The sequence below is a fragment of the Petrotoga sp. 9T1HF07.CasAA.8.2 genome, assembly GCF_002895585.1.
Taxonomy (GTDB): domain Bacteria; phylum Thermotogota; class Thermotogae; order Petrotogales; family Petrotogaceae; genus Petrotoga; species Petrotoga mobilis.
The window spans coordinates 117,642-130,745 of sequence record NZ_AZRI01000004.1 but is presented as its reverse complement, the minus strand read 5'-3'; the positions used below and the strand labels follow the sequence as shown (position 1 = coordinate 130,745).

Below are 13,104 nucleotides of genomic sequence, written 5' to 3'. Positions count from 1 at the left end.
ATGGGCGGGCTGCGGGGCGAAGGGGCGCTAAAACAGGTTTTAGAGTTTTTGAAGTCAGTATATCGTATAAAATTATCAAATCAGAGGAGGTCCAAGATGAAAAAACTTTTAGTAGTATTTGGTATTCTAGTAGTTCTCTCTGTATCAATATTCTCAGAATCAGTGGCATATTTAACTTCACAGGATGGGGAACAAATTCACGAATCTTATTTTTTGGAATTGGATCAATTGATGGGGGAGTATCACAATACATTATTGAATATGTTGAGTCAAAACCCCCAATACGATCAGTATTTTAACAAACCATTAGATCTAATAAGTATAACTGATGTTTTAATGGAATACAAAGCCATGGAAAAGTTTTTAAACGATAATGGGATAACGTTGGATGCAACGAAAATTTCCCAAGAAACAGATCAGATGTACAGTCAATACATGGGAAATGAAAGCACAAAGCAAATTTTCTTAATGTTTTTTGAAAAAGAAGAATATTTTCGTGGTTTCGTTAGCAGCCTAGTGTATAGAAATGAGGTAATTAACGAATTAAGAAATTATTTTTCCAATTTCTCAGAAGTAGAACTATCAACCTATGTTTCGGATAACCTAGAAAATTTCAAAAACGAATTTGATACAGTTAAAATCAGTAGAATTGTAACAGTAGATGAAAGTACAGCCAATAACCTTAAATCTGAGATATTGCAAAATAATATCTCTTTCACTGACGCAGCTTCAAAAAACTCTGTAGACGCTCAAACAGCATCAGTTGGTGGATTGGTTGGATGGGTAAAACGTGGAGATATTTCTGAAAATATATTTGAAGCTTCACTCTCTTCAACTCCTGGAGAAATAATCGGTCCATTAAGTTCTCCGTTGGGATATGAAATAGTGAGAGTTGAAGACAAAAAGATATATGAAACAGCGGATGAGTTATTAGCAGACGAAGATATAAAAAGTCAATTGACTGCTAGTTATGTGGATTATCAGATCAACAATTGGTACGGGCCATACATATCTAACTACGATTTTGTAATTTCATACGAACCCTTGGATATAGCATACGATATTTATTATGCGCAATCTTTTGAAGACTTAGCAAATGTTGAAAAGAAGTACCGTGAAGCTATATTAAACGATAATGAGTTACCTGAAGAATGGTATGTCTCTTATATTTTCACCGTGGAAAATCTACTTCCTATGAAAATTTCTCAAAAAAATGATTTTGAAAGTTATTTGAATATAGCTCAATCCTATCCAGAATTTCTAGGATATAGCAACGATGAAATAAATAATCAAATAGAATATTATACCCAAATCAAAGACACCACCGAGTCGACAGATCTCCGTAACGAAGCCTCCCAAAAAGAATTTGCTTTAAGGGAAATTGCATATTTACAAGGTACCTATGGAGTCTTCACAGAGCCAGAAATTCAGAGCAAATACAATGAATTAACAAACGATGTAGAACAAATGAATGTAGCCTTGGAAAATTCTCTTGTGGCATTAAGAGAAGTGAATCCAGATTCCATAGAGATTATAGGAAGATTATATCAAGTAAAACCTGACGATCCTAATGTAGCTTTTGACTATTATGCAACTGTTTACTCCTACATTTTAGAGTATTATAATTCAACCGGTGACATTGAATCTGTAAGACAAGATTTGGAAACAATAAAAGGTACCTTAGATTCATTAAATACAGAAAGCCTTGATGAAGAAAGATCTAATCAAAGGCAGCAAATACTCGAGAATATAGATCTACTTTTAAATCAATAAAAACTTTAATTTAAAAATAATCTGGTAGAGTTGAAATACTTTACCAGATTTTTCATTTTGGAGGAGATATGAGTTCAATAAGGATCGTTAGAGCCTCTTTAATAGCGGCATTATATGTTGTTCTTTGTATTATATTTCAACCTATCAGTTTCGGCCCTATACAGGTTAGAATTGCTGAGGCTTTTGTGGTTCTGACTTATCTTGATCCTGCATTTATTCCAGGAATCTACGTAGGTGCACTGTTAGCAAATATAATAGGTGGTTTGGGTGCTTGGGATATCTGGTTTGGAAGTTTATTGACCTTGATAGCAGGAATTATAACTTGGAAGATGCCAAATGAGTATTTAGCTCCTCTTCCTCCCGTATTAATTAACGCCTTTGGGGTGTCTGCTTATGTCGCCCCATTGTATGGAGTACCGTATTTCTTTTCTGTACTTTGGATAGGAGTCGGAGAAGCTGTTGCAACGTATATTATAGGGCTTCCAATTTTAAAGATTTTTAAAAGAAATTTTTACAAAAGGAGTTGAATAAGATGAATAAAAAACCATATATAGTTGATACAACTTTAAGAGACGGGCAACAATCTTTAATAGCAACGAGATTAAAAATGGATGATTTTGAAGATCAATTGACAGACTTCGATCAAGTTGGCTATTATTCTATGGAAGTATGGGGTGGGGCTACTTACGATTCATGCATAAGATACCTCAACGAAGATCCATGGCAAAGGCTAAAAACCATAAGAGCGAAATTAAAAAATACCAAAATCCAAATGCTTCTAAGAGGGCAAAATTTAGTTGGATACAGAAATTATGCCGATGACGTGGTAGAATTATTCGTTAACAAAGTAGCTGACTACAGCATGGATATCATAAGGGTTTTCGATGCTTTAAACGATATTCGTAACTTGGAAAAGTCTATAGAGGTTGCAAAAAAAAGAAATATTCATGTTCAAGGAGCTATATGTTATACCGTTAGTCCCGTTCACAATTTGCAGTACTATTTAAATTATACAAAAGAATTAGTGGAAAGAGGCGTCGATTCAATTGTTATAAAAGATATGGCGGGATTGTTAAAACCAAAAGATGCCTATGATTTGGTAAAAGAAATCAAGAAGAAATTCAACATCCTTGTTGATATTCATTCTCACGCAACCACTGGTCTTGCTTCTATGGCTTATTTCGCCGGAGTAGAAGCTGGAGCAGACATTCTGGATTTAGCGTTGAGCCCTTTTGCTAACGGTACCTCAGAACCAGCGGTCGAACCTTTTGTCTACACCTACGACTTAGATCTAGATACAAAAACAATAATGAAATTGGTTGAATATTTTTGGAAGGTAAGGTCGAAATACAGTGAGTACGATGTCAAGATGGAATCAATAGATGCCAGAATATTAAATGCTCAAATCCCTGGAGGTATGCTTTCTAATTTAGTTTCTCAACTAAAGTCACAAAAGGCTGAAGATAAATTAAGCGATGTTCTACAAGAAGTACCTAAGGTTCGAAAAGATTTAGGGTATCCTCCTTTGGTAACCCCCACTAGTCAGATCGTAGGAGTCCAAGCTGTTTTAAACGTATTAACTGGTAAAAGATATTCAATGATAACTAACGAAGTAAAAAATTATTTGAAAGGCCTCTATGGAAAACCTCCTGCTCCAGTAGACGAAGAATTATACAAATTAGCATTAGGCAATGAGAAACCCATAGACTACAGACCAGCAGATGATTTAGAACCTGAGCTAGAAAAAGCGAAAAAGGAAATAGGCATATTGGCTCAGAATGATGAAGATTTATTGACCTACGTTTTATTCAAAGAAGTTGGTAAAAAATTCTTGAAAAATAAGTATGTACGTTCTCTTAATATCGATCTAAACCTGGCAGAAAGTTTTCAGAATGAAGATACGGTCATTTATCCTATTTAAATTTTTTGAGAAAAATGTTGAAAAACTGAGATTTTTGCTTCTAATCGTAAATAATTCTTGATAATCACCTTTAATCGGTTTTAATCACCAATAATCATGATTTGAAATTCTATTTTTATTTGTTATAATTAGTTTAGTAAAAACGTTTCCATAAGGAAAAAAACACTCAAAAGGGGGTATCAAGATGAAAAAAGGCTTAATTTTAACTTTGGTAATGTTGGTAGGAGTCCTCTCACTATTTTCACAAACGTTAACCGTGTGGTCTTCCGAATTGCAGGCTGACTTTATGAGAAGGATCGGTCAGGAGTTTACCCGGGACACTGGTATAGATGTCGAAGTGCAAATGGTTAATTTCGGCGATATCAAGTCAAAATTCCTAACCGCAGCACAAGCAGGAGAAGGTCCTGACATAATAGTTGGAGCTAATGATTGGGTTGGAGAATTAGCATTAAATGGTTTACTTGAACCTATTCCAAAATCTGCCATTGAACTTGACAAATTTGCTCCGTCAGGAATTCAAGCTTTCTCCTATGAAGGTAAGTTGTATGGATTGCCCTACGCTATTGAAGCAGTTGGATTATTATACAACAAGGATTATGTAAGCGATGATGAAGTTCCAACAAGTATAGACGAGCTAATGGCTTTAGCAAAAGAATTAACAACAGATGAAACGGTTGGTTTTGCTGTTGTTCCTAACGATTTTTATCAAACCTATGGTTTCTTTAGCGGATACGGTGCATATGTTTTTGGATACGATCCTAAAACTGGTTACGATATAACCGACATCGGATTGAACAATGAAGGAGCTATAAAGGCCGGATATCTTTTGAAGAGTTTCTTCGACGAAGGTATAATGCCTCAAGGTATGAACTACAATATTATGGATTCCATGTTTACAGACGGGTTAATTGCGATGATGATAAACGGTCCATGGGCTGTAAAAACATATTTAGATGCAGGTATAGACTTTGGCGTAGTCCCATTAACAAGCATAGAGGTTGAGCCAGGTAAAACGATGAAACCATTTGTTGGTTCGCAAGGATTGATGATCAATTCTAGATCAGAAAATAAGGCCTTTGCTATGGAATTTGTTATCAATTACTTGGCAACAGCTGAAGGTATATATCAATTTTATATAGCTGATCCAAGAGGTCCTTCAAGATTGGATGTAGCCAAAATAGTAGACGAACAAGGTGGACCAGTTCCTGTAGAAATGGTTGCAGCATTCACAGAAAGCGCAGCAGGCGGCATACCCATGCCTAATATACCTGCAATGCAATCTGTATGGCAACCTATGAGTGATGCTCTTAACAACATTATTAACGGAACACAAACACCAGAAGATGCTCTTAACGATGCCGTATCGAAGATAAAAGCTGCTTTGTAATAAATACCTTTAATTGATCTTTATAAGATTAAAAGATATTAATTTTTTAACCAACAAAAAGGGGAGGGTAACTCCCTCTCCTTTTTTTAAAGCACAAATTTATGGGAGGGCGGTTCATGAATAAGTTTACTAAGTTTTTAATTTGGATATTCATTGGGGTATTGAATGCACTTCTTGTATGGGCGATACTTCTATTATTCATACTTGCCAACTATGGATTGGGCGTAGTTATAAGTATTTTTCTTGTTTTTACGGATTGGGCAATTTTCTCTAAAAAAGCCTACCCATACAGGTATACGTTACCTGCTTTGTTTTTTCTCTTCATTTTAACCATATATCCAATTTATTATACGATAGATTCTTCATTCACCAATTACGGCACAGGACATTTATTTACGAGAACCAACGCTATAGATACTCTTCTCACAGATCCGACGTACTACTTTGAACCAGAAAATCCTAAAACCTATGATTTCAAAGTATTTGTAAGATACGATGAGCAATACAAACCAACCGAAGACTTTTTATTACTCTTATATGACGAAAACAATATGTATTTATCTGAAAAACCCGTAACTTTAGAATACGATTCAAGAGGTAACCTAATATACGCAGAATCTGAATTGTTCCCAGTCGAAAATGACGAGGTAAACGTAAACGATACAACTTACACACTAATACGCCCCACTGAGAGTTTAGGAACCAATGGTAGTGATTCAATAATAGCCATTGAAAAAGATAGTGGAATCAGATACTCTTATTTTTACTCTCCTGTTGATCCACTTACCTCTACAAATTCAGCATTTTACAATTCTGTGCTGAGACAGAATTATTTAAAATCTTTAAATTTGGTATTGCAAGATCAAAATCTACGTCTCTCCAGTTCAACAGTATTCAGAAAGTTCTCGGAAGCCTATAGAGTTTACGATACATCGGTTAAAGTTATAGTTGACGGAGAAAGAGAGATATACAAAACGGTTGTAGTAAACACCCTAACCAACAAAGAATTAGTTGAAAGAGACTCAGCCTTTTGGGATTACAATGAGAATGGGGAATTGTACAGATTGATGGGATACAAAGACTATATAGGTGGGGAAAACTTTGCAAAAATAATAACTGATCCTAGAATCTCTGGACCATTTTTTAAAATTTTTGGTTGGACTTTTGCCTACGCAGGTTTAAGTGTTTTGTTTACTTTCGTAGTAGGACTCGCATTTGCCTTAGTGCTAAATGATGTAAACCTAAAAGGAAAAATAGTTTACCGTACTTTATTGATAATCCCTTGGGCGATACCTGCCTTTATTTCTGTTTTGGTTTGGAGAAATGGATTCTTCAACGAAACTTACGGGATTATCAATAGATTCATCCTTGGAAACTTAGGGATAGAACCTGTAAAATGGCTGAACGATCCATTTTGGGCAAAAGTTGCGATTTTGATAACCAACACTTGGCTGGGATTTCCTTACATGATGACTATAAACCTCGGTTCCTTACAAAGTATTCCAGGGGAGCTATACGAAGCAGCAGTTATAGATGGCGCAACCAGATGGAAACAATTCAGGCAGATCACGTTACCGCTTTTAATGGTTGCTGTTGCACCGTTGCTCGTTATGAGTTTTGCCTTCAATTTTAACAATTTTACATTAATATATCTACTTACAGGTGGTGGACCAGCAATGGCAGGAACTAACACCCCAGCGGGTTCAACTGACATTTTGATCTCATACGTTTATAAATTAGCCTTTGAAGGTTCACAGGGTCAAGACTTTGGTTTTGCCTCTGCTATTTCTATGATCATATTCGCAATAATAGCCGTGTTTAGCTACTTTAACTTTAGATTCTCGGGTTCCTTTGAAGAGGTGAGTAGATAATGGCTATGATCGAAAAGAAAAATTACACTTTAAGACATATCATACTAATAATCTGTATTGTAATCATACTCTTTCCCCTTGTATGGTTGATTTCTACATCTATAAGAAGAGATAATGCAGCCTTTTCACCAAAACTGTTTTCAAACAGATTGACTGTAAATAATTATAAGGATTTAATCCTTCAAACTCCAAATGTTCCAGAATTAATAAATGAACTCAATGCTCTAAGTTCGTACATTGGAGAGTATAGTGGACTATCTACAGCAGAAGCACAAAACAAAGCAACGAAGTACATAACCAGCTTGGAAGAATACTTTGCCGAAACCCAAAAGAACTTTGATGATTTAGAAAGCTCGTATGATGAAATATTTACAATTTACGAAACTCAGTATAAAGACCAGTTTTATAACGAGATAAACAACATAAGAAAAGAAGATTATCAAACCTTCCAAGAAGAGTTAAACACAGTATTGAATCTATCCCAAAGCATGGGAATAAACGTTGACACTACGCAATTACAAACGTTGTTAACTGAGTATTTTACTCAAAGAAAAGAAATAATAACTAACTTGGAAAACAGTTCTTTGAATAAAGACAGCGAATACTATATAGAAACAGTAAATACGATACTACAAATACCTCTTAAAACTTCTGCTTGGAGGGTAAGAACATATAGGAGATGGGTGCAAGAAGAGCCAGAAGCACAAAACTTCGAAGAGAGCATTTTATCTCTAGAAGAAATGTGGAGAACAATTGAAATAGAAACTGAAAATATCCAAAATGATATTCAAATACAGGCCAACGAATTATACGGTGAGTCAATAAGTCAAGTATCTCAATTAGAAGGAGAATTAAACGATATAAATTCACAAATATCCCAAATCACTTCACAACAAACCCTTTTAGAAAGACAAAACAGTGAAATATACAACAGCCTATCCGCACTTTTAGATATATTCATAGTCGAAAAAGAGCGGTTAAACGCTGCTTATAACATATTAAGTGGACAAGACTTAACGAATGTGGAAGGAAAGACACCATTATTTGGGGAAGACAAATCTTTTTACGATAACGTTCTAAAATTTTCTCAGATCATTCCTCCTGCTTTAGAGGATTTAAATTCTATAGATATGTTCATAGAAAATGGATTTGTAGAAACGCTCGAACTTTTCACTGAAGTCTACCAATTTTTAAATAATAACTTCACAAAAATATACGCCATAAAAGATTCAAAATCAATTTTACCAAGCTATCAAGCGGCAAAAAGTTCGACTTTAAAACTTTCTGAAAACATAGACGAATTGCTCCCATTAACATCACAATACAATGCAAACACTCAACAGTTAGCACAATACAGTGCTCAATTAAATACTTTAAGAGAGCAAAAAAACGATATTCAAACTTTGCTTAGCCAGATTCAACTACAAAATGAAGAGATTTTAACTAACTTAGAAAAGATACAAAACCTTCCTTTCTTGTTAGTTTATATGGAAAGTACCAATCAAGAAATAAGTAACAACTTTGAATCGGTGAATTACGCATCTTTCATGAGCTCGAATTATTATCCATATTTCAAGCCGGATCGTAACAGATACATATTAATGAATTGGTACAACAATCTGTTGGAATCAAAGCAAAGATTTGACACTGGAAGAGAAACGTTAACAGATATTCAAAATCAAATGGAAGAGAATCTTAATATATTCAAGACCAATCTCACCGAATACCTTACGTTGAATCAAGGTGGTAACGTCACAACTATAGTACCGCTTTCAGAGATGCAAACACTTTACAACACACAATATGGTAAGGCTTCGGCTGATATAGCTCGTGCTTCAAGAATAGTTAGTGATCTGTCAAATTATACAGAATACTCCGAGTTAAAGTCAAAGCTTAGGAATATTGATAAAAATCTTTACTTGTTGCAAGAAGATTGGTCAGCAAAAGTAAGGAAACCATTCATGCGCTGGCTTCTAAATTCCATAATAGTAGCCGGTATAACCTCAGTATTAACAGTTTTAATAACATCGGTTGCGGCTTATCCATTCTCAAGGATGAGATTTGTAGGAAGAAAGCAGGGATTATTCTTCTTGATGATAATTCAGATGTTCCCAGGAGTAATGTTTATGATTGCGATTTATGGCATATTGAAATTTATGGGTGATAACTTTGGAGTATTTGGTTTGGATTCCTTGGATGGATTGATCTTTGCATACATGGGAGGAATTGCATACAACATGTGGTTGTTCAAAGGTTACTACGACACTATTCCAGACTCTTTGGAAGAATCTGCAATGATCGATGGTGCTACAAGGTTCCAAACCTTTTGGAGGATTGTTTTGCCTCTATCTTTACCAATAATAGCGGTTGTTATGATACTTACCTTCATGAACATATTCAACGAGTTTGTCATGGCAAGAATAATATTACAAAGCGAAGCAAATTATACCTATGCCGTTGGATTACAAACCTTCTCCACAGGACCTTATGAAACAGAGTGGGGATTGTTCACCGCAGCCTCGCTATTGGGTGCAGTTCCGATGATTATTTTATTTTTGTCTCTCCAAAAATGGATAATAGGAGGATTAACGCAAGGTTCTGTAAAGGGTTAATATTTATAAGAAAAGAAAAAGGAGACATGCAAATCACATGTCTCCTTTTTTTTAACAAATTACTGGGGCTGCCCGCCCACCTTTTTTAAATCAATATCTAAAAGCACTTTTGCCTATGAATTCTCTTATTATTGAAGTTTTGGGTATTTCTTCGAGTTCTGTGATTGGAAGAAAGTAATCCAAAAATCTCAGTAACCTTTTAGCTTCTGTATATTCAGGATGAAAGTTATCAATACTTAGCAATAAAGGTTCTGCAAATAATTTCAAAACAGACAGCTCGTAAACTAGGTGAGAATTGAACATAATGTCTGCTTCGTCCTGAAAAGGAAATATGTTTTTATGTTCGCCTTTTACAACCGACGGCCAAATTTTTAAGGTGTCTTCAGCGGAATAACCTCTAAAGTAATAATCTCTCACTAACCTTCTTATAAGTCTAGTATCCGTTGTAGGAATTCTATCCATACTGTCTAAGTTCATTTGAGTTAAAGAACTCACATAGATTTTGAATTTTTGGTCTTTTGAAATAGAAGCGGTTAAAAGCTCGTTCAAACCATGTATTCCTTCTATAATAATAGGTTGATTTTCTTTTATTTTCAAGGGTTCATCTCGCCAAAATCTTTTACCAGTTTTGAAGTCGAATTTTGGGAGGGTAACTTCTTTCCCGTTTATCAGATCAACCATTGTGTCATTAAACAATTCTAAATCTAACGCATTTATGCTTTCAAAGTCGTAATTACCATTTTCATCCCGCGGGGTCTTCTCTCTTTCCAAGAAAAAGTCATCCAACGATATTGAAATAGGCCTTAATCCATGCACTTTAAGATGTAAAGCAATTCTTTTGGCACTTGTAGTTTTCCCTGAAGAAGAAGGTCCAGCTATCGTTATCAGTCTTACACTTTTTCTATTTACTATTTCATCAGCTATCTGTGCATATTTTTTTTCGTGTAAAACTTCTGCTACTCTAATTATATCTCTTACTTTTTCGGCACCTTGAGAGATTATGGAGTTTAATTCTCCTACAGTCGTTATTTCCATAATATCTAACCAATTTTTGTATTCTTCGAAAGTTGCAAATAATTTTGGTGAATAAGTATAATCAGGAACGTCCTCTGGGAAAAGATTTGTGGGATGAATTATGACAAAACCCTTTTCTACCTTTTTCAATTTGAATTTATTGACATATCCAGTTGAATAAGGAAGATATCCGTAAAAATAGTTAAAATATTTATCAGCATAATATATATTAACGGTACTTTTCTTTCGGTATTTGAAAAGTAAGGCTTTATCTTCTTCTCCTATATCCGTAAACATTTTTATAGCATCGAATTTATCGATGGTTTTCTTTTCAAATACTATGTCTTTTTCAATGATTTCTCTCATCTTGTTTTCTAGTAGCAATAAATAATCTTCCGAAGGTTCTCCAGATTTAAATTCGCAATACATGGCATCGTTGAGAGTGTTATTTACATAGAACTTATCTTCTGGATTGATTTCTTTTAGGGCAATATACAAAACAAAGAAAAGCCCTCGCCTATAAATACGCACTCCATCTGGTGTTGTAATGTCGCAAAATTGTATACTTCCACTTTTAGGAACTTTGCTGAACAATTCCTTAATGTCGTTGTTGAATTTTACGTATAAAACCATTTTTCCAGAAGATTTCTCGAATTTTTTAGCTATATCAATGAATTTGGTGTTTTCATCCGCGTAGTATACTTGTCCAGATTCAACATCTGTCAGTTGAAAACTCATTTTAACTTTCTCCTTTCAGAAAATGAAACCCGGGTTTAACCCGGGTTTTGGAGCGGATAATGGGATTCGAACCCACGACCCCTTGCTTGGCAAGCAAGTGCTCTACCGCTGAGCTATATCCGCACTGATTTTCTGGAGCAGGTGATGGGGCTCGAACCCATGACCTCCGCCTTACCAAGGCGGCGCTCTACCGACTGAAGCTACACCTGCATTGTCAAGATAAATTATACTATATTTATATTCTTTCGTCAAGTCAATATGCTTTACTATCAAATTAGCTAAAATAAATAGGTAGCTGAAAAAATCTAAAAATTTTAAGACATTACATCTCAAAATTAAAACCTATAGAAACTTAATTTCAACTTATTAATCACTTTTTCATGATATAATTTGATACAAGAAAGATTTAAATTTAGTATTTAGGTGGGCAGCGGGACGAAGGGGAGCTATAAAACTATAATGGAGGTTTTTACGATGACAGAATTTTTATTGCAAAACACACACGGTAGTCACTTTTACATGAAAACACCTTCTGGTCATGATATTCATGTAGACGCAGATCCAGAGAACCTTGGTTATGACTCGGCTGCAAGGCCCATGGAGTACTTAATCGCTGGTTTAGGCGGATGTACGGGAATAGATGTAGTAACGATTTTGGACAAAATGAAAGTAAAGTACGATGCCTTGAACTTGAGAATATTAGCAGAAAGAAGTGAGGAGCATCCCAAAAAATACACGAAGATTCATATAATTTACGAATTCAAGGGAAAAGATCTACCCATGGATAGATTACAAAGAGCTGCTCAACTTTCACAAGAGAAATATTGTGGAGCAACCGCCACATTTAGAGGTTCCACAGAGATGACCTATGAAGTAAAGATTATTGAGTAAATATAAGAACAATAATCGATAGGAGGAGTAAAATGGCTGACCTAAAGGAAAGGAAAGATAAGGCTTCTAAAAAACTCGAAAATATTGATAACGTTATTATGGTTATGAGCGGTAAAGGAGGAGTTGGAAAAACCACTGTTGCGGTGAATTTAGCGGTTGCTATGGCTCTAGAGGGTCGAAAAGTAGGGCTTTTGGATATTGATTTACATGGTCCTGATGTAGTAAGAATGTTGGGGGGGAGAGAAGCCAAAGTTTCTGCTGTTGGAGGAGAAATACTACCCCCTGAAGTACACGGAATAAAAGTTATTTCTATTTCCCAATTTTTAGATAGCGACAATGAGGCTATTATCTGGAGAGGTCCTTTAAAAACAGGTGCTATAATGCAATTTATTGGTGATGTTGCTTGGGGTAAATTAGACTATCTAATTATCGATGCACCTCCAGGTACGGGAGATGAACCTTTAACAGTTTTCCAAAACGTGGAAAAGATAAAGGGTTCTTTGATCGTTACTTCACCTTCTGTTGTTTCGCAAGACGACGTAGAAAGGGCTATTAATTTTGTGAAAAAAATGGATAAGCAAATTATCGGTATAGTTGAAAATATGTCTTATTTTATCTGCCCAAATTGTAAAACTAAACACTACATTTTTGGTGAAAACGGCGGAAAATCTTTAGCAGAAAAATACAATTTAGAATTACTTGCACAAATTCCTTTGGATTCAACCGTCAGAGAAAACATGGATGCAGGTAAACCCGTTGCTTATTTCGGAACTCCAGAAGTAACAAATGTCTACGTTAACTTGGCAAAAAGGGTAATAGAAAAAGTAGAAACAATTAGTTAATAAGGTAGAAGATCGCTATCTCGAATCTGTTAACTTTTTTCATTGATAGGGGGGT

At 35.1% G+C, this 13,104-nt stretch carries 9 protein-coding genes and 2 tRNA genes; 8 read left to right on the top strand and 3 right to left on the bottom strand.

Going from position 1 to position 13,104, the window contains the following annotated elements; genetic code table 11:
* The first annotated feature begins 96 nt into the window (after positions 1-96).
* The 6 genes from X925_RS00825 (at position 97) to X925_RS00800 (ending at position 9,564) form a co-directional block, all read left to right on the top strand.
* Positions 97-1,773, top strand: coding sequence for a peptidylprolyl isomerase (locus X925_RS00825; protein WP_158245379.1), 1,677 nt, complete (start codon positions 97-99; stop codon positions 1,771-1,773).
* Positions 1,774-1,841: 68 nt separating this feature from the next.
* On the top strand, positions 1,842-2,300 hold the full coding sequence (locus X925_RS00820) for a QueT transporter family protein (RefSeq protein ID WP_103065432.1): 459 nt from the start codon (positions 1,842-1,844) through the stop codon (positions 2,298-2,300).
* Between the two features lie 5 nt (positions 2,301-2,305).
* Positions 2,306-3,694 (top strand): pyruvate carboxylase subunit B, encoded by a 1,389-nt coding sequence (locus X925_RS00815; protein ID WP_121958861.1) that lies wholly within the window; start codon positions 2,306-2,308, stop codon positions 3,692-3,694.
* Between the two features lie 184 nt (positions 3,695-3,878).
* Entirely contained in the window at positions 3,879-5,081 is a 1,203-nt protein-coding gene (locus X925_RS00810) for a maltose ABC transporter substrate-binding protein (protein WP_121958860.1), read from the top strand.
* Between the two features lie 116 nt (positions 5,082-5,197).
* Positions 5,198-6,952: an ABC transporter permease subunit gene (locus tag X925_RS00805; RefSeq protein WP_121958859.1), complete on the top strand. Its 1,755-nt coding sequence runs from the start codon at positions 5,198-5,200 to the stop codon at positions 6,950-6,952.
* Positions 6,952-9,564 (top strand): ABC transporter permease subunit, encoded by a 2,613-nt coding sequence (locus X925_RS00800; RefSeq protein WP_121958858.1) that lies wholly within the window; start codon positions 6,952-6,954, stop codon positions 9,562-9,564. Before X925_RS00805 ends, X925_RS00800 begins: the two co-directional genes overlap by 1 nt.
* A 90-nt stretch (positions 9,565-9,654) precedes the next feature.
* On the opposite strand, the gene X925_RS00795 is transcribed toward X925_RS00800, so the two are convergent.
* The 3 genes from X925_RS00795 to X925_RS00785 form a co-directional block, all read right to left on the bottom strand.
* A complete protein-coding gene (locus X925_RS00795; protein ID WP_121958857.1) occupies positions 9,655-11,316 on the bottom strand; it encodes a nucleoside kinase in 1,662 nt (553 codons plus the stop codon).
* Positions 11,317-11,364: 48 nt separating this feature from the next.
* A tRNA-Gly gene (locus X925_RS00790) sits at positions 11,365-11,439 on the bottom strand.
* 10 nt (positions 11,440-11,449) lie between these two features.
* Positions 11,450-11,526: transfer RNA gene (locus tag X925_RS00785), tRNA-Thr, on the bottom strand.
* A 264-nt stretch (positions 11,527-11,790) separates the two neighbouring features.
* On the opposite strand from X925_RS00785, the gene X925_RS00780 reads away from it, so the two are divergent.
* Positions 11,791-12,207, top strand: a complete 417-nt coding sequence (locus tag X925_RS00780; protein ID WP_012209236.1) for an OsmC family protein — start codon at positions 11,791-11,793, stop codon at positions 12,205-12,207.
* A 32-nt stretch (positions 12,208-12,239) separates the two neighbouring features.
* Positions 12,240-13,049, top strand: a complete 810-nt coding sequence (locus X925_RS00775; RefSeq protein ID WP_121958856.1) for an Mrp/NBP35 family ATP-binding protein — start codon at positions 12,240-12,242, stop codon at positions 13,047-13,049.
* The last annotated feature ends 55 nt before the right edge of the window (positions 13,050-13,104 follow it).